The sequence below is a fragment of the Ewingella sp. AOP8-B2-18 genome, assembly GCF_052376015.1.
Taxonomy (GTDB): Bacteria; Pseudomonadota; Gammaproteobacteria; order Enterobacterales; family Enterobacteriaceae; genus Ewingella; species Ewingella allii.
Map to the genome: position 1 here is coordinate 13653 of NZ_JBQSVB010000005.1, position 23601 is coordinate 37253.

A 23601-nucleotide genomic window follows, 5' to 3' on the forward strand; every position below is an offset into this window, starting at 1 on the left:
GGTAGATCCCAGCTGATTCACAGCGTACAATGTCGTTTCTTTTATCAGGTGAGAGCATTATGTCTACCATTACCCTGATCAGTGGCAGTACGCTTGGCAGTGCCGAATATGTAGCGGAACACGTTGCAGAAAAGCTGGAAGAAGCCGGTTTTAGTACTCAGACATTGCATGGTCCAGAGCTGTATGAAGTCCCGGCCGAAGGTATTTGGCTGGTGGTGTGTTCAACACATGGTGCAGGAGATCTTCCTGACAACCTTCAACCTTTCCTGGAACAGCTGGAAGAGCAGCAGCCGGATCTGTCTAAAGTACAGTTCGGGGCATTGGGTCTTGGCAGCAGCGAATACGATACTTTTTGTGGCGCGATCCGTTCATTGGATCAAAAACTGACAGCGTTGGGCGCAAAAAGAATTGGCGATCGCATGGAAATCGATGTGACCCAACATGAAATTCCTGAAGATCCCGCTGAGATTTGGGTGATCAATTGGATTAATTTGCTCAAATAAGTGTAAATATTCAGCGATCAGATGTGGATAACTAGGCTGTAAAGCAGGGTAAAACCGGTAGTTATCCCTCTAACAACCTTAGGTCGCATTTCATGCTGTGCATAACTCTCTATTCTGATCCCAGCTTATACTGAACAGGATCACCGATCATTCACAGCATTCGATCGTGCTTAGCTTGTTGATCTTCATCGACAATAAAGACTTATGCACAGAGGATCGTGATCCTAATAGAAGTATTAATAAGAGATCTTTAAATAAAAAAGATCTTCTTTTAATTAGTGACGATCCCCCGGGACTTGTGGAACCTCAAAACTTGAGTAGAATCCCTCCTCCCAACACCACACACCCTTTCATCGCATGAACTCCGAGGTGCAGTACCATGTTTTATCCGGAACAATTTGACGTCATCATCATCGGTGGTGGCCATGCAGGCACCGAAGCCGCTATGGCTTCAGCCAGAATGGGACGTCAAACCCTGTTATTGACCCACAATATCGACACGCTAGGACAAATGTCGTGTAACCCAGCGATTGGTGGGATCGGGAAAGGACATCTGGTTAAAGAAGTGGACGCACTGGGCGGTTTGATGGCCACGGCGATCGATCATGCGGGGATTCAGTTTAGGATACTAAACGCCAGTAAAGGTCCAGCCGTTCGGGCCACTCGTGCTCAGGCAGACCGCGTTTTGTATCGCCAAGCCGTTCGCACAGCATTGGAAAACCAGCCAAACCTGATGATCTTCCAGCAGTCTGTTGAAGATTTGATTGTTGAGAATGGCACAGTGGTTGGCGCCGTGACCAAAATGGGCCTTAAATTCCGTGCTAAGTCTGTCGTTCTGACCGTAGGCACCTTCCTGGATGGAAAAATCCACATTGGTCTGGAGAACTACAGCGGCGGTCGTGCGGGGGATCCACCAGCAATCTCATTGTCACAGCGCCTGCGTGAACTGCCACTGCGTGTAAATCGCCTTAAAACCGGTACGCCTCCGCGTATCGATGCACGCTCTATCGACTTCAGCGCATTAGCGCCTCAGCACGGTGACAACCCGGCGCCGGTTTTCTCATTCATGGGTAACGCGGCACAGCATCCGCGTCAGATCCCTTGCTACATGACCTACACCAATGAGAAAACCCATGATGTGATCCGCAATAATTTGGATCGTAGCCCGATGTACGCAGGGATCATCGAAGGGATCGGCCCGCGTTACTGCCCGTCGATCGAAGATAAGGTCATGCGTTTCGCAGATCGTAACTCGCATCAGATCTTCCTTGAGCCTGAAGGGCTGACCAGCAACGAAGTCTATCCAAACGGTATCTCCACCAGCCTGCCGTTTGACGTGCAGATGCAGATCGTTCGTTCCATGCAGGGTCTGGAGAACGCCGTTATCGTGCGTCCGGGCTATGCCATCGAATACGATTTCTTCGATCCGCGTGATTTGAAGCCGACGCTGGAAAGCAAATTCATTCCAGGCCTGTTCTTCGCCGGACAGATCAACGGCACCACCGGTTACGAAGAAGCAGCAGCGCAAGGCTTATTGGCGGGCATGAACGCTGCGCGCTACGCCTTTGAGCAAGAAGGTTGGGCGCCGCGTCGCGATCAGGCTTACCTTGGCGTGTTGGTTGACGACCTGTGCACTCTGGGCACCAAAGAGCCGTACCGCATGTTTACCTCGCGTGCTGAATATCGCCTGATGCTGCGTGAAGACAATGCCGATTTACGCCTGACTGAAAAAGGCCGTGAACTGGGCTTGGTTGATGACGCTCGCTGGGCTCGCTTCAACCAAAAATTAGAGATGATCGAGCTTGAACGCCAGCGCCTGCGCGGCATTTGGGTGAACCCACGCTCTGAGCAAGTTGAATTGGTTAACGCGCATCTGTCCGCGCCGCTGTCGAAAGAAGCCAGTGCCGAAGAGTTGCTGCGTCGTCCTGAGATGACATACGAGCTGCTGACCAGCCTTACGCCGTTTGGCCCTTCAGTGCCGGACGTTCAGGCTGCCGAGCAGGTTGAAATTCAGGTCAAATACGAAGGTTATATCGCTCGTCAGCAGGATGAGATCGAAAAACAGCAGCGCAACGAGAATACCCTGTTGCCGCTGGATCTCGATTATCGTCAGGTGAATGGCTTATCGAACGAAGTGATCGCCAAACTTAACGATCACAAACCGACGTCGATCGGTCAGGCGACCCGTATTTCGGGTATCACACCGGCGGCTATCTCGATTCTGCTTATCTGGTTGAAAAAGCAAGGTCTGCTGCGCCGCAGCGCCTAATTTCCTCTCGTTCTGGCCGCCAGATGATTTCAGTCTGGTGGCCAAATCTCGCTTTTCCCGCTCCATCAGCTGATTTATCATTCTTCACCAATTCGAACGGACATGTTTTTTGTCAGAGGACCTCATTGTGCATAAGAAATTAGACTCGCTGCTGGCTGCGGCTGGATTATCGCTACCCGATCAGCAAAAACAGCAGTTAGTGGCCTATGTCGAGATGCTGCACAAATGGAATAAAGCCTACAACCTGACTTCGGTTCGTGACCCTATGCAGATGCTGGTTCGCCATATCATGGACAGCATCGTGGTGAATAAGCACCTGACCGGCTCGCGCTTTATTGACGTCGGCACGGGGCCTGGCCTGCCGGGCATCCCGCTGGCTATCGTTCGCCCTGACTCCCACTTCACTCTGCTCGATAGCCTTGGCAAGCGCGTGCGTTTCTTACGCCAGGTGCAGCATGAGCTGGGGCTGACGAACGTCGAGCCGGTACAGAGCCGCGTGGAAGAGTTTATCCCCGAGCCGCCATTTGACGGCGTGATTAGCCGCGCCTTCGCCTCGCTGCAAGATATGCTGTCGTGGTGTCACCATTTGCCGGCGAAAGGGCAGGGGCGTTTCTACGCGTTGAAGGGCGTGCGTCCGGATGATGAGCTAGACTCGTTACCAGATGGGGTTACTCTGGAAGAGATCGTAAAATTAAAGGTTCCGGAACTGGAAGGCGAGCGTCATTTAGTTGTCCTTAAGGCAAACTAAATTTGCGATGAGTCAATAAATCGTCAAAATTTCAAATGTGTATGAAAGGTAAAATAAGCAGGCTAATTAAATCAATGCCGTCCGTTTGAGTTTTACCTCATTTTTACACTCTGATAGCAGTTGTATGACCTTTCAGATCTAATCAGGCAGGAAATAGTTACGGTTGAAAATAAAAAGTGGCACTGGCTAAGATAAAACTCATGTAATGAAAATGTTGTTATTTGTTGGGTTATTGTTTCAGGGAAGTGCAGTTATTTTGCATTCCGTTTTAATTAAGGCTACCAAATAACCATCCTATTGATTTTTATTACTTTTAAAAGGCCAGAATAGCTAAGGATTAGCTTTACCGATGATGTATTAGCAGCTGAAAATAGTAATTATGTGATCGGGCGCACGCTTCTTTGTTAAGCAATGGAATACTCGTACAAATGCCGAAAGGCCATTTACGACTATAGTTTGCTTATGAAAATAGCCATAAAGCTTAAAATTTAAATAATTGTTCACCTTTTCGCTACTTATCCATTGAATTCGTTTGAGTGGCCCGTATAATTTGCTCGTTTTTTGCTGCTTGACTCAAAACCGTAAAGGCTATGATATACGGCACTCAGCATACCTCCAGCTAGGTACTTAGTACGGAGAGAACAAACGTCATGTCTGTATCAGGTATTTTGTACAGCAAGAACGGCGCGAAGGTGGCCAGAAAGCTGTTAATACTGCAGTTACTGACCTTTGTTCTGCTCAGTGCTGCATTTGGCTTTAAAAGCCTGACGTGGACCACTTCTGGCTTAATGGGCGGAATGGCCGCATGGCTACCGAATGTATTGTTCACGCTTTTCGCAATGCGTCAGCAGGGGCAAACAGCGGTTTCTGGACGAGTTGCCTGGACTTTTGCCATCGGAGAAGCGCTGAAGGTTCTGATAACGATTATCTTGATGATTATCGCGCTGGGCCTGTTTAAGGCGGTTTTTGCTCCGCTTGGTTTGGCTTATTTATCGGTGTTGATGACTCAGATTTTAGCACCGGCCGTCATTAACAGTTACCGTACTTAACTACTAAAGGGTAAGAGGCATCATGTCTGCATCAGGAGAAATCTCTACTCCACAAGAGTATATCGGTCACCATCTGACACAGCTTCAGGTAGGGACGGGATTCTGGTCGATTAACATCGATTCGATGTTTTTCTCCGTGGTCCTCGGGGTACTCTTTCTGGTTATTTTCCATCGCGTCGCTAAAAAGGCCACCAGTGGTGTCCCAGGAAAAATGCAAACGGCCATCGAGCTGGTTGTAGGTTTCGTCGATAGCAACGTGCGTGACATGTATCACGGCAAAAGCAAAGTCATCGCCCCTTTGGCTCTGACTGTCTTCGTCTGGGTGTTCTTAATGAACATGATGGATTTGCTGCCAATCGACCTGCTGCCATTCATTGGTGAAAAGGTTCTTGGTTTGCCTGCTCTGCGTGTTGTACCAACGGCCGACGTGAACATCACGTTGTCGATGGCGCTTGGCGTATTCATTCTGATTCTTTTCTATAGCATTAAGATGAAAGGCGTTGGCGGTTTCGTTAAGGAACTGACAATGCAGCCATTCAATCATCCGGTTTTCATTCCGATTAACCTGATTCTTGAAGGTGTCAGCCTGCTGTCCAAACCAGTTTCACTGGGTCTGCGACTGTTTGGCAATATGTATGCGGGTGAGTTGATCTTCATCCTTATTGCTGGCCTGCTGCCGTGGTGGTCACAGTGGATTCTGAGTGTGCCTTGGGCCATTTTCCACATCCTGATCATTACGCTGCAAGCTTTTATCTTCATGGTTCTGACGATTGTCTATCTCTCGATGGCATCTGAAAAACACTGATTTTCTTTCAACACTACTGCGTTTTAACTGAAACAAACTGGAGACTGTCATGGAAAACCTGAGTATGGATCTGCTGTACATGGCTGCCGCATTGATGATGGGCCTGGCGGCAATCGGTGCTGCAATCGGTATCGGCATCTTGGGTGGTAAATTCTTGGAAGGTGCTGCACGTCAGCCTGACCTGATCCCTCTGTTGCGTACACAGTTCTTTATCGTTATGGGTCTGGTCGATGCAATCCCAATGATTGCTGTTGGTCTGGGTCTGTACGTGATGTTTGCTGTCGCGTAACACTGAGCTCGCTCACTGTTATTCGAACTACATCAAATAATTCACTTTGAAAGAGGCATTGTGCTGTGAATCTTAACGCAACAATCCTCGGCCAGGCTATCGCGTTTGTCCTGTTTGTCTGGTTCTGCATGAAGTACGTATGGCCGCCAATTATGGCTGCCATCGAAAAACGTCAGAAAGAGATTTCTGAAGGTTTGTCTTCCGCAGAACGTGCAAAAAAAGAGCTGGACTTAGCGCAAGCCGATGCGACCGACCAACTGAAAAAAGCTAAAGCTGAAGCTCAGGTAATCATCGAACAGGCGAACAAGCGTAAATCGCAGATCGTCGACGAAGCGAAAGCCGAAGCCGAGCAGGAACGTAACAAGATCGTGACGCAAGCTAAGGCAGAGATCGACGCCGAACGCCAACGCGCCCGTGAAGAGTTGCGTAAGCAAGTCGGGATTTTGGCCATTGCTGGCGCCGAGAAGATCATCGAACGTTCCGTGGATGAAGCTGCTAACAGCGACATCGTTGATAAACTGGTCGCTGAACTGTAAGGAGGGAGGGGCTGATGTCTGAATTTGTAACTGTAGCTCGCCCCTACGCCAAAGCAGCTTTTGACTTTGCCGTTGAGCACCAAAGCTTAGATCGCTGGCAGTCCATGCTGGCGTTCACGGCTGAAGTCACACGCAATGAACAAATTGAAGAACTGCTTTCCGGGGCTTTAGCACCAGAAACTCTGTCTCAAACGTTTATCGCGGTATGTGGTGAACAACTCGACGACGCAGGCCAAAATCTGATTAAGGTTATGGCTGAAAATGGACGTTTACGCGTTCTTCCGGAAGTGCTGCAACAGTTCATCGAACTGCGTGCCTCTTTAGAGGCCATTGCCGAAGTAGAAGTTACTTCAGCAACTCCACTGTCCGAAGATCAGCAGGCTAAGATTGCTGCTGCGATGGAAAAACGTCTGTCTCGCAAAGTTAAGCTGAATTGCAAAATTGACAAGTCTGTTCTTGCCGGTGTCGTAATCCGTGCAGGTGATATGGTGATTGATGGCAGCGTTCGCAGTCGTCTTGAACGCCTGGCAGACGTCTTGCAGTCTTAAGGGGACTGGAGCATGCAACTGAATTCCACCGAAATCAGCGAACTGATCAAGCAGCGCATTGCTCAGTTCAATGTGGTGAGCGAAGCTCACAATGAAGGTACTATCGTTTCCGTCAGTGACGGGATCATCCGCGTGCACGGCTTAGCCGATGTCATGCAAGGCGAAATGATTGCGTTGCCGGGTAACCGTTACGCTATCGCCCTGAACCTGGAGCGCGACTCCGTAGGTGCCGTTGTAATGGGCCCTTACGCTGACCTCGCCGAAGGTATGAAAGTTAAATGTACTGGCCGTATCCTGGAAGTTCCAGTTGGCCGTGGCCTGCTGGGTCGCGTTGTTAACACCCTGGGTGCGCCAATCGACGGTAAAGGTCCGGTAGAACACGACGGCTTCTCAGCTGTTGAAGCTATCGCACCGGGCGTTATCGAACGTCAATCCGTAGACCAACCTGTGCAGACAGGCTACAAATCCGTTGATGCCATGATCCCAATCGGTCGTGGTCAGCGTGAATTGGTCATCGGTGACCGTCAAACCGGTAAAACTGCTCTGGCAATTGATGCGATCATCAACCAGCGCGATTCCGGCATCAAATGTATCTATGTGGCTATCGGCCAGAAAGCGTCCACCATTTCTAACGTGGTTCGTAAACTGGAAGAGCACGGCGCACTGGAAAATACCATCGTTGTTGTTGCGACTGCATCAGAATCTGCTGCACTGCAATACCTGGCACCGTACTCCGGCTGCGCAATGGGTGAATACTTCCGTGACCGCGGTGAAGACGCACTGATCGTTTATGATGACCTGTCTAAACAGGCTGTTGCTTACCGTCAGATTTCCCTGCTGCTTCGTCGTCCACCAGGTCGTGAAGCTTACCCAGGCGACGTTTTCTATCTCCACTCCCGTCTGCTGGAGCGTGCTGCGCGTGTTAACGCCGAGTACGTTGAAGCATTCACCAAGGGTGAAGTGAAAGGCAAAACCGGTTCCCTGACTGCGCTTCCAATCATCGAAACGCAAGCGGGCGACGTTTCAGCGTTCGTTCCAACCAACGTAATCTCGATTACCGATGGTCAGATCTTCCTGGAATCAAACCTGTTCAACGCCGGTATCCGTCCTGCGGTAAACCCAGGGATTTCCGTATCCCGTGTTGGTGGTGCAGCTCAGACCAAGATCATGAAAAAACTGTCCGGTGGTATTCGTACCGCGTTGGCACAGTATCGTGAACTGGCTGCGTTCTCCCAGTTTGCATCCGATCTGGATGAAGCAACGCGTAAACAGTTGAACCACGGTCAGAAAGTGACTGAATTGCTGAAACAGAAACAGTACGCGCCGATGTCAATCGTAGCGCAGTCACTGATTATCTTCGCAGCAGAACGTGGTTACCTGGAAGACGTTGAATTGTCTAAAGTCGGTAGCTTTGAAGCTGCGCTGTTGGCTTACGCTGACCGCGAGCACGCAGAGCTTCTGCAACAAATCAACCAAACTGGTGCGTACAACGATGAGATCGAGGGGAAATTCAAAAATATCCTCGATACCTTCAAAGCAACCCAGTCCTGGTAACACTAAGCGGTCCTGCTGCCCTGCTTTAGCAGACCAGCAGCAGGCCGTTTGGTAATGAGGAGAAGCAGAGATGGCCGGCGGAAAAGAGATACGTAGTAAGATCAGCAGCGTGCAAAACACGCAAAAGATCACTAAAGCGATGGAGATGGTCGCCGCCTCCAAAATGCGTAAAACGCAGGATCGCATGGCGGCCAGCCGTCCTTATGCAGAAACCATTCGTGAAGTGATCGGTCACCTCGCGTTAGGTAATCTGGAATACAAGCACCCGTACCTGGATGAGCGTGAAATTAAACGCGTTGGGTATCTGGTGGTGTCTACCGACCGTGGTCTTTGTGGCGGCTTGAACATTAACTTGTTCAAAAAACTGCTGGCAGAGATGAAAGGCTGGTCCGAGAAAGGCGTTGAGGTTGACTTAGCCCTGATCGGTTCCAAAGCAGCCTCTTTCTTCGGTTCCGTAGGTGGCAACGTTGTTGCCCAAGTGACTGGCATGGGGGATAACCCTTCTCTGTCAGAACTTATCGGACCGGTAAAAGTGATGTTGCAGGCTTACGATGAAGGTCGTTTAGACAAGTTATGCGTTGTTAGCAACAAATTCGTCAATACCATGTCTCAGGAACCACGCATCGTTCAGCTGTTGCCTCTGCCACCGGCAGAAGATGGCGAACTGGCGAAGAAATCCTGGGATTACCTGTATGAGCCAGATCCTAAAGCACTGCTGGATACCCTCCTGCGTCGCTATGTGGAATCTCAGGTTTATCAGGGCGTCGTAGAAAACCTGGCCAGCGAACAGGCCGCGCGAATGGTAGCGATGAAAGCCGCAACCGATAACGGCGGCAGCCTGATCAAAGAGCTGCAGTTGGTATACAACAAAGCTCGTCAGGCCAGCATCACTCAGGAACTCACCGAGATCGTCGGGGGAGCCTCCGCGGTTTAAGCTAGGTTTACGAATTACGTAGAGGATTCAAGATGGCTACTGGAAAGATTATCCAGGTAATCGGCGCCGTGGTGGACGTCGAGTTCCCTCAGGATGCAGTACCGAACGTGTACAATGCTCTTGAGGTAGAAAACGGTGCCTCCAAACTGGTTCTGGAAGTTCAGCAACAGTTAGGCGGCGGCGTTGTTCGTTGTATCGCAATGGGTACCTCAGACGGCCTTCGTCGCGGTCTGAAAGTGAACAACCTGGAACACCCAATTGAAGTTCCGGTTGGTAAAGCGACTCTGGGTCGTATCATGAACGTATTGGGTGAACCAATCGACATGAAAGGTGAAATCGGCGAAGAAGAACGTCGTGCAATTCACCGTCCAGCACCTTCTTACGAAGAGCTGGCTAACTCCCAAGAATTGCTGGAAACCGGTATCAAAGTTATGGACCTGATGTGTCCGTTCGCTAAGGGCGGTAAAGTCGGTCTGTTCGGTGGTGCGGGTGTTGGTAAAACTGTAAACATGATGGAGCTGATCCGTAACATCGCGATCGAGCACTCCGGTTACTCCGTGTTTGCAGGCGTGGGTGAACGTACTCGTGAGGGTAACGACTTCTACCACGAAATGACTGACTCCAACGTTATCGACAAAGTTTCCCTGGTCTACGGTCAGATGAATGAGCCACCAGGTAACCGTCTGCGCGTTGCACTGACCGGCCTGACCATGGCGGAGAAATTCCGTGATGAAGGTCGTGACGTACTGCTGTTCGTTGACAACATTTACCGTTACACCCTGGCAGGTACCGAAGTGTCCGCACTTCTGGGCCGTATGCCATCGGCGGTAGGTTATCAGCCAACGCTGGCGGAAGAGATGGGTGCTCTGCAAGAGCGTATCACCTCGACCAAAAGTGGTTCTATCACCTCCGTTCAGGCCGTTTACGTCCCTGCGGATGACTTGACTGACCCATCTCCAGCCACCACCTTCGCCCACTTGGATGCGACCGTGGTACTGAGCCGTCAGATCGCGTCACTGGGTATCTACCCAGCGGTTGACCCACTGGATTCTACCAGCCGTCAGCTGGATCCACTGGTTGTTGGTCAGGAACACTATGATGTGGCTCGTGGCGTGCAGTCTATTCTGCAACGTTACCAGGAACTGAAAGACATCATCGCGATTCTGGGTATGGACGAGCTGTCAGAAGACGACAAGCTGGTTGTATCCCGTGCGCGTAAGATTCAGCGCTTCCTGTCCCAGCCGTTCTTCGTGGCCGAAGTCTTCACCGGTTCTCCGGGCAAGTTCGTATCGCTGAAAGATACCATTCGTGGTTTCAAAGGCATTATGGACGGCGACTACGATCACCTGCCGGAACAAGCGTTCTACATGGTTGGCACCATTGAAGAAGCAGTGGAAAAAGCCAAGAAACTGTAACGCTAGCTTGTTGTGAGAGAGGATGACATGGCTGAAAAAGCTTACCATCTGGATGTTGTCAGTGCGGAAAAGAGAATGTTTTCTGGCATGGTACAAAAGATCCAGGTGACGGGTAGCGAAGGCGAACTGGGTATTTTCCCGGGGCATGCTCCGCTGCTCACCGCCATCAAGCCTGGTATGGTGCGCATTGTTAAAGAACACGGTGAAGAAGAGTATATCTATCTTTCCGGCGGCATCCTTGAGGTGCAACCGAGCGCAACGACCGTGTTGGCTGACACTGCAATCCGTGGGCAAGACCTCGACGAAGCGCGAGCGCTTGAAGCTAAGCGTAAAGCGGAAGAACACATCAGTGGTTCTCACGGCGACGTCGACTACGCTCAGGCGTCTGCGGAACTGGCTAAAGCGATCGCGAAACTTCGCGTTATCGAGTTGACCAGAAAAGCGATGTAACGACATCAGTTGAAAAGGCGACCTTCGGGTCGCTTTTTTTTTGGCTATCTTTTTTTTGGGCAATAAATAAGGGGGGTTTTGCATCTTATTCTTATGACAAGGCCCGCCATTAAATGGAATACTACTGCGTAAATCAGGCATTTTATCGCCGATTTCATTTATATTGGCTATGCCCTGCTCAGGCCTTGCGGGCTGCGGCTTGCGGGCATTTTTCAAAGCGAAATATGTAGTAATTCTGTTGCTTAACAGGTTACTTTTGTCCCTCAAATTGGATTTGTCAGGTTACCTATGTCTAACAGCGCATTGAGTGTTGTGATCCTTGCCGCAGGCAAGGGGACTCGCATGTACTCCAACCTTCCTAAAGTTCTTCATCCTCTGGCTGGTAAGCCGATGGTTCAGCACGTAATCGATGCTGCGACCCATCTAGGTGCGAATAACGTTCATCTGGTTTATGGCCACGGTGGCGATTTGCTGAAGCAGTCGCTGGCCGAAGAGGGGCTGAATTGGGTGCTTCAGGCCGAGCAGCTGGGCACCGGGCACGCGATGCAGCAAGCCGCGTCGCACTTTGCCGATGATGAAAACGTGTTGATGCTGTATGGCGATGTCCCGCTGATTTCTGTTGAAACGCTGGATAATCTGCTGAAAGCCAAACCGGACGGTGGCATTGGTTTACTGACAGTGGTGCTGGATGACCCAACGGGCTATGGCCGCATCGTGCGTGAAAATGGCACGGTGACTGGCATCGTTGAGCAGAAAGACTCCAACGCCGAGCAGTTGAAAATCAAAGAAATTAACACCGGTATTCTGGTGGCTGAAGGCGCATCGCTAAAACGCTGGCTGGGGCAACTCAACAACAATAATGCGCAGGGTGAGTATTACATCACCGACATTATTGCCATGGCCCATGCAGAAGGGCACCAGATTGCCACGGTTCACCCAGCCCGTAATAGCGAAGTGGATGGTGTGAACAACCGCCTCCAGCTCTCCCGCCTTGAGCGCGTTTATCAGAGTGAGCAGGCCGAGCGCCTATTATTGGCGGGCGTCATGCTATTAGACCCATCCCGCTTTGATTTGCGCGGCGAGTTGTCGCACGGCATTGATGTGCAGATCGACGCCAACGTGATCATTGAAGGCAACGTTAAGCTTGGCGATCGCGTGAAAATCGGCGCGGGCTGCGTGCTGAAAAACTGCGTGATTGGCGATGACTGCGAAATCAGCCCGTACAGCGTGTTCGAAAACGCCGTGCTGGAAGCTGAATGTACCGTGGGGCCATTCGCCCGCCTACGCCCGGGTGCCGAGCTGGCGCAGGGCGCGCACGTCGGTAACTTTGTCGAAGTGAAAAAAGCGCGACTGGGCAAAGGCTCAAAAGCTGGCCATCTCTCCTATCTTGGCGACGCGGAAATTGGCGATAACGTGAATATCGGCGCGGGCACCATTACCTGCAACTATGACGGCGTAAACAAGTTTAAAACGGTGATTGGCAACGACGTCTTTGTTGGCTCAGACACCCAGCTGGTGGCGCCCGTTACCGTCGGCAACAACGTGACTATCGCCGCAGGCACTACGGTGACTCGCGACGTGCCAGAAAACGGTTTGGTTATCAGCCGCGTACAGCAGGTGCATAAGCCTGACTGGCAACGCCCGGTGAAGAAGAAGTAACGCGTTTAACCGCTATAGTTAATTCAGAAAGGCACGTTTCGGCGTGCTTTTCTGATACCAGAGTTGTGTTTTGGTCTGCGTTTTCACAGGAAATGCAGACCAAAACATAATAATCCCCAACTTCTACAAGGCTCGGGGAACCCGGAAAAAATCCGGATATCAATCAGGTCAGGCGACAAAAATAAGGTCTGTGAACAGGCTTTAAATAGGAATAAAACTGATGTGTGGAATTGTTGGCGCAGTAGCGCAACGTGATATTGCAGAAATTCTGTTAGAAGGTTTACGCCGCCTCGAGTATCGCGGTTATGACTCAGCGGGTCTGGCGGTGGTCGATGCCGATGGCAAGCTGAACCGTCTGCGTCGCGTAGGTAAAGTGCAAATGCTGGCTGATGCTCTGGCACAAACGCCTTTGAGCGGCGGCACCGGCATTGCGCACACCCGCTGGGCGACCCACGGCGAGCCTTCTGAAGCGAATGCCCACCCGCATGTGTCTGATTACATTGCCGTGGTGCATAACGGTATTATCGAAAACCACGAACCTCTGCGTGCTCTGTTGATCGAACGCGGTTATCGCTTTGATTCTGAAACAGATACCGAAGTTATCGCCCATCTGGTTCATTGGGAGCAATTGCAGGGCGGCACGCTGCTGGAAGTGGTTCAGCGCGTTATTCCTCAACTGCGTGGCGCTTATGGCACGGTGGTGATGGACCGTCGCGATCCGTCCGTGCTGGTGGCCGCGCGCTCCGGAAGCCCGCTGGTGATTGGTCTGGGCGTGGGTGAAAACTTCATCGCGTCTGACCAGCTTGCCCTGTTGCCTGTCACTCGCCGCTTCATGTTCCTTGAAGAAGGCGACGTGGCGGAAATTACCCGCCGCACGGTGAACGTCTTTGACAACAAGGGTCACGCGGTACATCGCGCTGAAATCGAATCTAACGTGCAGTATGACGCCGGTGATAAAGGCGTTTACCGTCACTACATGCAAAAAGAGATTTACGAGCAACCTCTGGCGATTAAAAACACGCTGGAAGGTCGCTTCAGCCAGGGTCAGGTGAATCTGAGCGAACTGGGTGAGAAAGCCGACGAGATCTTGTCTCGCGTGCAGCATGTGCAGATTATTGCCTGCGGGACCTCTTACAACTCCGGCATGGTGGCGCGCTACTGGTTTGAATCTCTGGCTGGCATGCCTTGTGATGTCGAAATCGCCTCTGAATTCCGCTACCGCAAATCCGCCGTGCGCCCGAACAGCCTGATCATCACCCTGTCGCAATCCGGCGAGACGGCTGACACGCTGGCAGCGCTGCGCCTGTCCAAAGAGCTGGGTTATCTGGGCTCGCTGGCCGTGTGTAACGTGGCGGGTTCTTCGCTGGTGCGTGAGTCGGATCTGGCACTGATGACCAAGGCGGGCACCGAAATCGGCGTGGCATCCACCAAAGCGTTCACCACCCAGTTAACCGTTCTGCTGATGCTGGTGGCGCGTATGGGCCGCCTGAAAGGGATGGACGCTCAGGTCGAACACGACATCGTGCACGCGCTGCAGGCCTTACCTGCGCGTATCGAACAGATGCTGTCGCTGGATAAAACTATCGAATCTCTGGCTGAAGGCTTCTCTGACAAGCATCACGCCCTGTTCTTGGGCCGTGGCGACCAATATCCGATCGCGATGGAAGGTGCGCTGAAGCTGAAAGAGATTTCTTATATTCACGCTGAAGCCTATGCCGCGGGTGAGTTGAAACACGGCCCGCTGGCGCTGATTGATGCTGATATGCCAGTAATCGTTGTAGCACCTAACAACGAATTGCTGGAAAAGCTGAAGTCGAACATTGAAGAAGTGCGCGCGCGCGGCGGCTTGTTGTACGTCTTCGCCGATCAGGATGCGGGTTTCACCGACTCAGACGGCATGAAGATTATCCAACTGCCACACGTGGAAGAAATCGTTGCCCCTATCTTCTACACCGTGCCGTTACAGCTGCTTTCCTACTATGTTGCCCTGATCAAAGGTACCGACGTCGATCAGCCACGTAACCTAGCGAAGTCTGTCACCGTCGAATAAATACCCGTCATCTTTCGCGCTACAACGCGAATGATTTAGGGTATTACTGGAATGTGACAGCTTAAGCCGACCTCCGGGTCGGCTTTTTACCCTCCAAATCTCAAGAACCTGCCCGCATCGGCTATTTTGTGACCTTTGTCATAAAACTGTCATATAACGTACATTTTACTGTCACCAAACTGTCCTATTTTCCTCCTGTGCCAAACACTTTAAGTAGCCTCGAGCTGGGTCGAACCCAAGATCGAACAAATAAGAAACCACTAGGAGTGGAACATGAAATTGATGCGTAACACCGTCGCCGGTATTGTGGCAGCGACTTTCTCCCTCACAGCAATGTCTGCTTTCGCTGCTAGTAACTTGACTGGCGCTGGCGGCACCTTCCCTGCACCTGTGTATGCCAAATGGGCTGACGCTTATCAAAAAGCTACTGGTAATCAGGTTAACTATCAGGGTATCGGTTCTTCCGGCGGCGTTAAGCAAATCATCGCTAAAACTGTCGACTTCGGTGCTTCTGATGCGCCAATGAAAGAAGAAGACCTGCAAAAGAACGGTCTGTTCCAATTCCCAACCGTGATCGGTGGCGTGGTACTGGCTGTTAACATCCCGGGCATCAAATCAGGTCAGTTGACGCTGGATGGCGCAACGCTGGGTGATATCTACCTGGGCAAAATCAAAAAATGGAATGACGCGGCAATCACTAAGCTGAACCCAGGCGTGAAACTGCCAGACACCAACATCGCGGTTGTGCGCCGTGCTGACGGTTCAGGTACCTCTTTCGTGTTCACCAGCTACCTGACAAAAGTTAGCTCTGAGTGGAAAGACAAGATTGGCGCAGGTTCAACGGTAAACTGGCCTGTCGGTCTGGGCGGCAAGGGTAACGACGGCGTTGCTGCTTTCGTTCAACGTCTGCCGGGCTCAATCGGTTATGTTGAATACGCTTACGCTAAACAAAACAATCTGGCATACACCAAGCTGGTGGATGCAGACGGTAAGTCAATCAGCCCAACTGAAGCCTCTTTCAGCGCGGCAGCTAAAGGCGCTGACTGGAAGAAAACCTTTGCTCAGGACCTGACTAACCAGAAAGGCGACAACGCGTGGCCAATCAGCTCTACCACCTTCATTCTGGTTTACAAAGAGCAGGCTAACGCAGCCAACGGCGCTGAAGTGCTGAAGTTCTTTGACTGGTCTTATAAAAACGGCGGCAAGCTGACTACTGATTTGGATTACGCCACTCTGCCAGAATCTGTTGTTGAACAAGTTCGCGCAGCATGGAAATCCAATATCAAAGACAGCAGCGGTAAAGCTCTTTACTAATCAATCATCTTTAAGTTGTCTCGGCGTTGGTCGCCTTGATGGAACTTAAATGATTTTGAGTTAGAGTACAGGTCTTCTGCCTCATTCCCTCTCCGTCCGGAGAGGGAATTAAATCTGAACAAGAAGAGAGTGGTATGGCTGAATACAAGCCGTCTATCAAAGCACCAAGTAAAAACGGTGACATCATCTTCGGCGCGCTAGTTAAGCTGGCAGCGCTGATTGTGCTATTGCTGCTGGGCGGTATTATCGTCTCGCTGTTTATTGCCTCATTACCAAGCATCGAGAAATTTGGTTTCTCTTTCCTGTGGACGAAAACCTGGGACGCACCGAACGAACAATTCGGCGCACTGGTGCCAATTTACGGCACGGTTGTCACCTCGATTATCGCCTTGCTGATTGCTGTTCCGGTCAGCTTTGGTATCGCACTGTTCCTCACCGAGCTGGCACCTAACTGGTTGCGCCGCCCGCTGGGGATTGCGATTGAACTGCTGGCGGCTATCCCCAGCATTGTTTACGGCATGTGGGGCCTGTTTATCTTCGCGCCGCTGTTTGCTACCTATTTCCAGACTCCCGTTGGCGAAGTCCTTTCCGGTATTCCTATCGTTGGCGCCCTGTTCGCAGGCCCGGGCTTTGGTATCGGTATTCTGGCCGCTGGCGTGATCCTCGCCATCATGATCATCCCTTATATCGCCTCCGTGATGCGTGACGTGTTTGAGCAGACGCCGGTGATGATGAAAGAGTCCGCGTACGGCATCGGCTGTACGACGTGGGAAGTTATCTGGCGCATCGTGCTACCTTTCACCAAAAACGGCGTTATCGGCGGCATCATGCTGGGTCTTGGCCGTGCGCTGGGTGAAACCATGGCGGTGACCTTTATCATCGGTAACACCTACCAGCTCGACAGCGCATCGCTGTATATGCCGGGCAACAGTATTACCTCCGCGTTGGCGAATGAGTTTGCCGAAGCCGAAGCTGGCCTGCACACCTCGGCGCTGATGGAACTCGGTCTGATTCTGTTTGTTATCACCTTCATCGTTCTGGCCTTGTCCAAAGTGATGATTCTGCGTCTTGCTAAGAAAGAGGGCCGCTAAATGACCACGATGGAAATGCAAAGCAACGAAGCTTTATTACAGTCACGCCGTAAACGTCAGGCGTGGCGCCGTCAAAAGAACCGCGTTGCCCTGCTGTTGTCGATGGCAACCATGGCTTTCGGCCTCTTCTGGCTGGTGTGGATCTTATTCACCACCGTAGTGAAAGGTGTCGACGGCATGTCCTTGGCGCTGTTCACCGAAAACACCCCTCCGCCGAACACCGCGGGTGGTGGTTTGGCGAACGCCATTGCCGGTAGCGGCCTGTTGATCCTGTGGGCGACCGTGATTGGTACCCCGCTCGGCGTGATGGCGGGTGTTTATCTGGCTGAATATGGCCGTAAATCGCCGCTGGCCGAAGTGATTCGCTTCATCAATGACATTCTGCTCTCCGCGCCTTCCATCGTGGTTGGCCTGTTCGTTTACACCATCGTGGTGGCGAAAATGGGTCACTTCTCCGGTTGGGCTGGCGTGCTGGCACTGGCATTGCTGCAAATACCTATTGTTATCCGTACCACGGAAAACATGCTCAAACTGGTGCCGGACAGCCTGCGTGAAGCGGCCTACGCGCTGGGTACGCCAAAGTGGAAGATGATTTCTGCTATTACGCTGAAAGCGTCGGTGTCGGGGATCATGACCGGTATCCTGCTGGCGATTGCCCGTATTGCCGGTGAAACCGCACCGCTGCTGTTTACGTCGCTCTCCAACCAGTTCTGGAGCACCGACATGATGCAGCCGATTGCCAACTTGCCAGTGACCATCTTCAAATTCGCGATGAGTCCGTTTAGCGAGTGGCAAGAGCTGGCTTGGGCAGGTGTATTGCTGATCACCGTCTGCGTCCTGCTGCTGAATATTCTGGCGCGTGTGATTTTCGCCAAGAAAAAACAGTAAGTTAGAGCAAAATAACATTTATTGAGGGTGGCTCCGGCCGCCATCACAGTTACCCGGCGTCGCAGCTGCGGCGCGCGAAAGATAAAAGAGAGATGTCTTAATGAGTCGAATGACTGACGCATCCAACAGCAAAATCCAGGTTCGCGACCTGAACTTTTATTACGGCAAATTCCATGCGCTGAAAAATATCTCCCTGGATATCGCCAAGAATGAAGTCACCGCCTTTATCGGCCCATCCGGCTGCGGTAAATCGACGCTGCTGCGCACATTCAACAAAATGTACCAGCTCTACCCAGAACAGCGCGCGGAAGGTGAAATCCTGCTCGACGGCGAAAACATTCTGGTGGATAAGCAGGACATCGCGCTGCTGCGCGCCAAAGTCGGCATGGTATTCCAGAAGCCAACGCCATTCCCGATGTCGATTTATGACAACATCGCCTTCGGCGTTCGCCTGTTTGAGAAGCTGTCTCGCACCGACATGGACGAGCGCGTTCAGTGGGCGTTGACCAAAGCCGCGCTGTGGAACGAATCCAAAGATAAACTGCATCAGAGCGGCTACAGCCTGTCTGGTGGTCAGCAACAGCGTCTGTGTATTGCGCGCGGTATCGCGATCCGCCCAGACGTGCTGCTGCTCGATGAGCCATGCTCGGCGCTGGACCCGATCTCTACCGGCCGCATTGAAGAGCTGATCACCGAGCTGAAATCGGACTACACCGTGGTTATCGTGACGCACAACATGCAGCAGGCTGCGCGTTGTTCCGACCGCACGGCGTTCATGTATTTAGGTGAATTGATTGAATACAGCGACACCGACTCGCTGTTCACGTCACCGGCGCGCAAACAAACTGAAGACTACATCACTGGCCGTTACGGTTGAGGTAAGAAAAATGGATAACCTGAACTTAAATAAACACATTTCCGGCCAGTTCAATGCAGAGCTTGAGCACATCCGTACTCAGGTGCTGGCGATGGGCGGTCTGGTTGAGCAACAACTGACTGACGCCATTACCGCCATGCACAATCAGGATGGCGAGCTGGCTCAGCAGGTCATCAAAGGCGATGACAAAGTTAACATGATGGAAGTGGCTATCGACGAAGCTTGCGTACGCATCATCGCGAAACGCCAGCCGACCGCCAGCGACTTACGCTTGGTGATGGCGATCATCAAAACCATTTCCGAACTGGAACGCATTGGTGACGTGGCGGACAAAATCTGCCGCACGGCGCTGGAGAAGTTCTCCCATCTGCATCAGCCGCTGCTGGTCAGCCTGGAGTCTCTGGGCCGCCACACGGTGCAGATGCTGCATGACGTGCTGGACGCCTTTGCCCGTATGGATCTCGACGAGGCAGTGCGGATTTATCGCGAAGACAAGAAAGTCGATCAGGAATACGAAGGCATTGTGCGTCAGTTAATGACTTATATGATGGAAGATCCGCGCACCATTCCAAGCGTGCTGACCGCGCTGTTCTGCGCCCGTTCTATCGAGCGTATCGGTGACCGTTGCCAGAATATCTGCGAATTCATCTTCTACTTCGTGAAGGGTCAGGATTTCCGTCACGTGGGCGGCGACGCGCTGGACAAGCTGCTGACTGACAGCAAAAAAGAGAAGAAAGAAGACTAACAGCTTCCCTTTCTGCTCGAACGAAAAGGCCTCCTCGCGAGGCCTTTTGCTTTTCTGCTTTCTAGCGCGCTGTAATGGTGTAACCCTTGGCGCGCCACAGTGCGGGCAGTTCGCGCATATCGTGGAAAGTAGTTACTAGCGGGTTGTCGAGAGGCGGGTTGTGCGGGTCGGCGCAGTAGTAAAAGACTGGAATGCCGGCGGCGATCCCCGCCTGCGCGCCTGCCACGGAATCTTCCACCAGAATGCAGCGTTTGATGTCCACCTTCATCACCTCGGCGGCTTTATACAGCACGGCCGGATCGGGCTTCCAGCGCTGCAAGTCGTAGCCGCTGAACAGGTTATCGCCCATAAACGGCAATAGGCCGGTTTTGCCGAGTGAAAGCTGCATTTTGCTCACCGGGCCATTGGAAACTACACACATAGGCACCTGAATCTGCTCTAACAGCTGGTGCACGCCGTCGATGGCCGTCAGTTTGCTATCAAACAGCCGCGCCACGTGCTGGCGGAAAATCACTTCCATCTCTTCTTTCGGCACATCCAGCCCGTGCTGTTTATTGATGATGGCGATGATTTCGTAGAGCTTGACGCCTTTGTAAGTCTTGTACATCTCGTCAAAGGAGACGGTAACGCCAAAGTGCGCGAACATCTCCACGTAGGCTTCGCAGCACAGCAGTTCGCTGTCCACCAACGTGCCGTCACAGTCAAAAAGCACGCAGTCGATCGGCAACGGGTCATTGTTTTCAATATTTTGGCTTACGGACATATTTCCTCCGGCAGAGATTTTTGTCATGGCATCATGAATTTAGGATCTTTGACCTCAACTCTATCCTGTACGCGACAAAATGTGCTGCTTTTCGTGCCAGAAAAAATCCTGCCGAGTGGCATCCAAAAAGCACTTTTTGGGGTAGGATAGCCGTCGACTGTTTTTTCCCTTCTTCGGAACCCACTCAATGAGTAAACCACAAAGCAATGTCTCCAGCGGACAGGGCCTGTTCGAACGTCTGTTTAAACTGACGCAGCACGGCACCACCGTACGTACTGAAACTATCGCCGGGCTGACGACGTTCCTGACCATGGTCTATATCGTGTTCGTGAACCCGCAGATCCTTGGCGTGGCCGGTATGGATAAACAGGCTGTGTTCGTGACCACCTGTCTGATCGCCGCGTTCGGCAGCATCCTGATGGGCGTGGTGGCTAACTTGCCGGTGGCGCTGGCACCAGCGATGGGGCTGAACGCGTTCTTCGCCTTTGTCGTGGTTGGCGCGATGGGCATTTCATGGCAGATCGGCATGGGTGCTATTTTCTGGGGCGCAATCGGTTTCCTTTTGCTGACCATTTTCCGCATTCGCTATTGGATGATTGCCAATATTCCGGTGAGCCTGAGAATTGGCATCACGGCCGGTATCGGGCTGTTTATCGGCATGATGGGGCTGAAAAACGCCGGCATTATTGTGCCGAACCCGGACACCATCGTCACCATCGGCAATCTGACCTCGCACAACGTGCTGCTGGGAGCCTTGGGCTTCTTCATCATTGCCGTACTGGCTTCGCGTAACATCCACGCGGCGGTGCTGGTGTCCATCGTGGTGACGACGGTGATCGGTCTTATTATCGGCGACGTACACTTCACCGGCTTCTTCTCCATGCCGCCGAGTGTCACCTCCGTTGTGGGGCAAGTTGACCTGAAAAACTCGTTAAACATCGGGCTGGCGGGGGTTATTTTCTCCTTCATGCTGGTGAACCTGTTTGACTCCTCAGGCACGCTGATTGGCGTGACGGACAAAGCCGGGCTGACCGACGCCCAAGGCAAATTCCCGCAGATGAAGCAGGCGCTGTATGTCGACAGCATCAGCTCCGTCGCCGGGGCTTTTGTCGGCACCTCTTCCGTGACGGCTTACATCGAAAGCTCCTCAGGCGTTTCCGTAGGGGGCCGCACCGGCCTGACCGCCGTGGTGACAGGCATCCTGTTCTTGCTGGTGATTTTCCTCTCCCCGCTGGCGGGAATGGTGCCAGCCTATGCCGCCGCCGGTGCGCTGATTTACGTGGGCGTGCTGATGACCTCAAGCCTGGCGCGCGTCACGTGGGATGACCTCACCGAGGCTGTTCCGGCTTTCGTCACCGCCGTCATGATGCCGTTCAGCTTCTCCATCACCGAAGGTATCGCCTTAGGCTTTATCTCCTACGTGGTGATGAAAGTCGGCACCGGCCGTTGGAGAGAGATCAGCCCGTGCGTGGTGGTTGTCGCGCTGCTGTTCGTGCTGAAAATTGTGTTTGTCGATAGCCACTAACTCCGGCATCGATACATAAAAAAACGGCCCGTCATGTGAGTGACGGGCCGTTTGGCGTTTGGCTTACCGCTGGCGTTATTTGGCCGTGACGCGGCGCGTGAAGTCGGCGAAGGCATTCAGCTGGCCGGTGAGGAAATCCAGCGTGCCTTGCTCAATCACTTCGCCCGTTTGCTCATCCACTTTGCTCTGGATCACGCCACCCATAAACTCAGGACGGTTCATCACCTGGGCGTCGAGGAACACCAAAATCTGGCGCAGGTGATATTGGCAGCGCGCGCCGCCAATCGGCCCCATTGAGCTGGTCTGGATCAGCACCGGTTTGCCCGCGATTGGCTGGTTTGGCAGGCGCGAGAGCCAGTCGATAGCATTCTTCAACCCGCCCGGCACCGAATAGTTATACTCCGGCGTCACGATGATCAGGCCGTCAGCCTGACGAATTTGCTCGGCAATGGCTTCGATATCCGCCGGGAAACCCTCTTCTTGCTGCACGTCTGCGTCATACAGCGGCAGGGCGCCAATCGACGGCAGAGCTTCAATACTCACGCCGGAAGGTGCAAGTTTAGGGAGGGTTCGCGCGACCATCGCGTTGTACGAGCCTTTGCGCAGGCTGCCTAACAGAGTGACAAACTTCAGGGGTTGCGTTGACATGAATGACTCCTGTTATGGGGAATGTCTTGAATGAGGCTCAGAATAAATCTATACCAGATTGCTGGCGCCGGACAGCGATCCGCACGGCGCTTTCGCAGGCAATCATTACTTTGCCGGAGGCAGACTGGTGAACTTCATAAAATGCGGCGAGTTGGGCTGCTGCTGGATGGAGAGAGCTTGAGTGCGAGTAAAGCCACTTTCGGGTGAATATCGCCAGCACAGTAGACGGGCGATAGCCGGAGAGTGCGCACAGGCCCACGTCAGAGAGCCATCGATGTCACTCATCACCTGAGCTTCAGGAGTGATGGCCGAGCGCAGGCGGCCCGACGCCGGATTCAGGCTCAGGCTCCTCTCGCCGTATTCCGTCAGCCCGGAGAGTTTCAGCATGCTTTGGCGAATACACCACAGTTGCAGCGCCGACTCCACCGGGTCACTTTGTAGCGCGATCCATGTCTGTTCGACGGCAGACAGCTGGGCTTGCTGCTGCGAATTGATTAACGCGCTGCGGGCGTGGATCACTTCCAAATCCAGCCCGACCTTGCCTTCGCTGCTCAACATCACGCCGACCGTGGTTCCGGCGTAAGCCAGACTGAAATCAGGCAGGTTTTGCGATTCAAAGCTCGGGCGGCCGCTGGGCAGGGTAATGATCGCGGGCAGTTCGGTAATGCCGTACAGGTAAAACATCATTTCGGCCAGCAGCACGCGGCCACTTAGAAAGCGTTTACGCTGTTTTTCGGAAAGGCTTTTGGCAGATAAAAGTACGTTCGGGGGAAGGCGGTGAGTATCCGGCTCAGGCTCCGCTGCAACCCATCTAGCAAAATGGCACGCCATTGTTCACTCCATGATTAATGGTTCGGCTTATTTTCTATTAAGAAAGGAAGGATAACATTAAGAGAAATCATTAAAAACTGCTTAAAAACCGCCTTTAATCGCATTTCCAC

23 protein-coding genes are annotated in these 23601 nt (G+C 52.3%); 20 read left to right on the top strand and 3 right to left on the bottom strand.

Annotated elements, in window-relative coordinates; genetic code table 11:
- Nucleotides 1-59 precede the first annotated feature (59 nt).
- From mioC to phoU, 19 genes are all read left to right on the top strand, one after another.
- On the top strand, nt 60-503 hold the full coding sequence (gene mioC / locus ACT3RR_RS11680; protein ID WP_353503782.1) for an FMN-binding protein MioC: 444 nt from the start codon (nt 60-62) through the stop codon (nt 501-503).
- 379 nt (nt 504-882) lie between these two features.
- Entirely contained in the window at nt 883-2772 is a 1890-nt protein-coding gene (mnmG, locus tag ACT3RR_RS11685) for a tRNA uridine-5-carboxymethylaminomethyl(34) synthesis enzyme MnmG (RefSeq protein ID WP_396131731.1), read from the top strand.
- 127 nt (nt 2773-2899) lie between these two features.
- Nucleotides 2900-3520: a 16S rRNA (guanine(527)-N(7))-methyltransferase RsmG gene (gene rsmG, locus ACT3RR_RS11690; RefSeq protein WP_353503780.1), complete on the top strand. Its 621-nt coding sequence runs from the start codon at nt 2900-2902 to the stop codon at nt 3518-3520.
- Between the two features lie 650 nt (nt 3521-4170).
- Complete coding sequence (atpI, locus tag ACT3RR_RS11695; RefSeq protein ID WP_034794371.1) at nt 4171-4569, top strand: F0F1 ATP synthase subunit I; 399 nt, start codon at nt 4171-4173, stop codon at nt 4567-4569.
- Between the two features lie 22 nt (nt 4570-4591).
- Nucleotides 4592-5374: a F0F1 ATP synthase subunit A gene (gene atpB, locus ACT3RR_RS11700; RefSeq protein ID WP_396131734.1), complete on the top strand. Its 783-nt coding sequence runs from the start codon at nt 4592-4594 to the stop codon at nt 5372-5374.
- Nucleotides 5375-5423: 49 nt separating this feature from the next.
- The gene (atpE, locus tag ACT3RR_RS11705; RefSeq protein ID WP_034794367.1) at nt 5424-5663 is read left to right on the top strand and encodes a F0F1 ATP synthase subunit C; all 240 of its coding nucleotides are present in this window, start codon (nt 5424-5426) and stop codon (nt 5661-5663) included.
- A 65-nt stretch (nt 5664-5728) separates the two neighbouring features.
- A complete protein-coding gene (gene atpF / locus ACT3RR_RS11710; RefSeq protein ID WP_034794365.1) occupies nt 5729-6199 on the top strand; it encodes a F0F1 ATP synthase subunit B in 471 nt (156 codons plus the stop codon).
- Between the two features lie 14 nt (nt 6200-6213).
- Nucleotides 6214-6747: a F0F1 ATP synthase subunit delta gene (gene atpH, locus ACT3RR_RS11715; protein ID WP_034794363.1), complete on the top strand. Its 534-nt coding sequence runs from the start codon at nt 6214-6216 to the stop codon at nt 6745-6747.
- A gap of 12 nt (nt 6748-6759) precedes the next feature.
- A complete protein-coding gene (gene atpA / locus ACT3RR_RS11720; RefSeq protein WP_034794361.1) occupies nt 6760-8301 on the top strand; it encodes a F0F1 ATP synthase subunit alpha in 1542 nt (513 codons plus the stop codon).
- A 70-nt stretch (nt 8302-8371) separates the two neighbouring features.
- Nucleotides 8372-9235, top strand: coding sequence for a F0F1 ATP synthase subunit gamma (gene atpG / locus ACT3RR_RS11725; protein WP_034794358.1), 864 nt, complete (start codon nt 8372-8374; stop codon nt 9233-9235).
- Between the two features lie 32 nt (nt 9236-9267).
- Nucleotides 9268-10650: a F0F1 ATP synthase subunit beta gene (gene atpD, locus ACT3RR_RS11730; protein ID WP_034794356.1), complete on the top strand. Its 1383-nt coding sequence runs from the start codon at nt 9268-9270 to the stop codon at nt 10648-10650.
- 27 nt (nt 10651-10677) lie between these two features.
- Complete coding sequence (locus tag ACT3RR_RS11735; protein WP_034794353.1) at nt 10678-11100, top strand: F0F1 ATP synthase subunit epsilon; 423 nt, start codon at nt 10678-10680, stop codon at nt 11098-11100.
- 288 nt (nt 11101-11388) lie between these two features.
- Nucleotides 11389-12759 carry a bifunctional UDP-N-acetylglucosamine diphosphorylase/glucosamine-1-phosphate N-acetyltransferase GlmU gene (gene glmU, locus ACT3RR_RS11740; RefSeq protein ID WP_353503779.1) on the top strand — a complete coding sequence of 457 codons (1371 nt, stop codon included), beginning with the start codon at nt 11389-11391 and terminating at the stop codon, nt 12757-12759.
- 220 nt (nt 12760-12979) lie between these two features.
- Nucleotides 12980-14809, top strand: a complete 1830-nt coding sequence (gene glmS / locus ACT3RR_RS11745) for a glutamine--fructose-6-phosphate transaminase (isomerizing) (protein WP_496200374.1) — start codon at nt 12980-12982, stop codon at nt 14807-14809.
- Nucleotides 14810-15082: 273 nt separating this feature from the next.
- The gene (gene pstS / locus ACT3RR_RS11750) at nt 15083-16123 is read left to right on the top strand and encodes a phosphate ABC transporter substrate-binding protein PstS (protein WP_034794345.1); all 1041 of its coding nucleotides are present in this window, start codon (nt 15083-15085) and stop codon (nt 16121-16123) included.
- Between the two features lie 134 nt (nt 16124-16257).
- Entirely contained in the window at nt 16258-17214 is a 957-nt protein-coding gene (pstC, locus tag ACT3RR_RS11755; protein WP_353503777.1) for a phosphate ABC transporter permease PstC, read from the top strand.
- Nucleotides 17215-18102, top strand: coding sequence for a phosphate ABC transporter permease PstA (gene pstA / locus ACT3RR_RS11760; RefSeq protein ID WP_034794340.1), 888 nt, complete (start codon nt 17215-17217; stop codon nt 18100-18102).
- 109 nt (nt 18103-18211) lie between these two features.
- Nucleotides 18212-18979: a phosphate ABC transporter ATP-binding protein PstB gene (gene pstB / locus ACT3RR_RS11765; protein ID WP_017490418.1), complete on the top strand. Its 768-nt coding sequence runs from the start codon at nt 18212-18214 to the stop codon at nt 18977-18979.
- Between the two features lie 10 nt (nt 18980-18989).
- The gene (gene phoU / locus ACT3RR_RS11770; RefSeq protein ID WP_034794334.1) at nt 18990-19724 is read left to right on the top strand and encodes a phosphate signaling complex protein PhoU; all 735 of its coding nucleotides are present in this window, start codon (nt 18990-18992) and stop codon (nt 19722-19724) included.
- Nucleotides 19725-19785: 61 nt separating this feature from the next.
- Here the strand turns inward: phoU and yieH are convergent, their stop codons facing one another.
- Complete coding sequence (gene yieH, locus ACT3RR_RS11775) at nt 19786-20487, bottom strand: 6-phosphogluconate phosphatase (protein ID WP_485902922.1); 702 nt, start codon at nt 20485-20487, stop codon at nt 19786-19788.
- Nucleotides 20488-20674: 187 nt separating this feature from the next.
- Between yieH and ACT3RR_RS11780 the strand changes: the two genes are divergently transcribed.
- A complete protein-coding gene (locus tag ACT3RR_RS11780) occupies nt 20675-22012 on the top strand; it encodes an NCS2 family permease (protein WP_353503775.1) in 1338 nt (445 codons plus the stop codon).
- A gap of 75 nt (nt 22013-22087) precedes the next feature.
- On the opposite strand, the gene ACT3RR_RS11785 is transcribed toward ACT3RR_RS11780, so the two are convergent.
- Nucleotides 22088-22660 carry an NADPH-dependent FMN reductase gene (locus ACT3RR_RS11785; protein WP_496200375.1) on the bottom strand — a complete coding sequence of 191 codons (573 nt, stop codon included), beginning with the start codon at nt 22658-22660 and terminating at the stop codon, nt 22088-22090.
- 105 nt (nt 22661-22765) lie between these two features.
- The gene (locus ACT3RR_RS11790; RefSeq protein WP_353503773.1) at nt 22766-23491 is read right to left on the bottom strand and encodes a 4'-phosphopantetheinyl transferase family protein; all 726 of its coding nucleotides are present in this window, start codon (nt 23489-23491) and stop codon (nt 22766-22768) included.
- Nucleotides 23492-23601: the final 110 nt, after the last annotated feature.

Bases quoted from the DNA above. Each gene is read 5' to 3' on its own strand.
- ACT3RR_RS11780 (WP_353503775.1), top strand. From the start codon at position 20,675: ATGAGTAAACCACAAAGCAATGTCTCCAGCGGACAGGGCCTGTTCGAA.
- atpB (WP_396131734.1), top strand. From the start codon at position 4,592: ATGTCTGCATCAGGAGAAATCTCTACTCCACAAGAGTATATCGGTCAC.
- ACT3RR_RS11785 (WP_496200375.1), bottom strand. From the start codon at position 22,660: ATGTCAACGCAACCCCTGAAGTTTGTCACTCTGTTAGGCAGCCTGCGC.
- glmU (WP_353503779.1), top strand. From the start codon at position 11,389: ATGTCTAACAGCGCATTGAGTGTTGTGATCCTTGCCGCAGGCAAGGGG.
- atpH (WP_034794363.1), top strand. From the start codon at position 6,214: ATGTCTGAATTTGTAACTGTAGCTCGCCCCTACGCCAAAGCAGCTTTT.
- ACT3RR_RS11790 (WP_353503773.1), bottom strand. From the start codon at position 23,491: ATGGCGTGCCATTTTGCTAGATGGGTTGCAGCGGAGCCTGAGCCGGAT.
- pstC (WP_353503777.1), top strand. From the start codon at position 16,258: ATGGCTGAATACAAGCCGTCTATCAAAGCACCAAGTAAAAACGGTGAC.
- atpA (WP_034794361.1), top strand. From the start codon at position 6,760: ATGCAACTGAATTCCACCGAAATCAGCGAACTGATCAAGCAGCGCATT.
- atpE (WP_034794367.1), top strand. From the start codon at position 5,424: ATGGAAAACCTGAGTATGGATCTGCTGTACATGGCTGCCGCATTGATG.
- mnmG (WP_396131731.1), top strand. From the start codon at position 883: ATGTTTTATCCGGAACAATTTGACGTCATCATCATCGGTGGTGGCCAT.
- glmS (WP_496200374.1), top strand. From the start codon at position 12,980: ATGTGTGGAATTGTTGGCGCAGTAGCGCAACGTGATATTGCAGAAATT.
- atpG (WP_034794358.1), top strand. From the start codon at position 8,372: ATGGCCGGCGGAAAAGAGATACGTAGTAAGATCAGCAGCGTGCAAAAC.
- atpI (WP_034794371.1), top strand. From the start codon at position 4,171: ATGTCTGTATCAGGTATTTTGTACAGCAAGAACGGCGCGAAGGTGGCC.
- ACT3RR_RS11735 (WP_034794353.1), top strand. From the start codon at position 10,678: ATGGCTGAAAAAGCTTACCATCTGGATGTTGTCAGTGCGGAAAAGAGA.
- atpD (WP_034794356.1), top strand. From the start codon at position 9,268: ATGGCTACTGGAAAGATTATCCAGGTAATCGGCGCCGTGGTGGACGTC.
- yieH (WP_485902922.1), bottom strand. From the start codon at position 20,487: ATGTCCGTAAGCCAAAATATTGAAAACAATGACCCGTTGCCGATCGAC.
- phoU (WP_034794334.1), top strand. From the start codon at position 18,990: ATGGATAACCTGAACTTAAATAAACACATTTCCGGCCAGTTCAATGCA.
- pstB (WP_017490418.1), top strand. From the start codon at position 18,212: ATGACTGACGCATCCAACAGCAAAATCCAGGTTCGCGACCTGAACTTT.
- pstS (WP_034794345.1), top strand. From the start codon at position 15,083: ATGAAATTGATGCGTAACACCGTCGCCGGTATTGTGGCAGCGACTTTC.
- pstA (WP_034794340.1), top strand. From the start codon at position 17,215: ATGACCACGATGGAAATGCAAAGCAACGAAGCTTTATTACAGTCACGC.
- mioC (WP_353503782.1), top strand. From the start codon at position 60: ATGTCTACCATTACCCTGATCAGTGGCAGTACGCTTGGCAGTGCCGAA.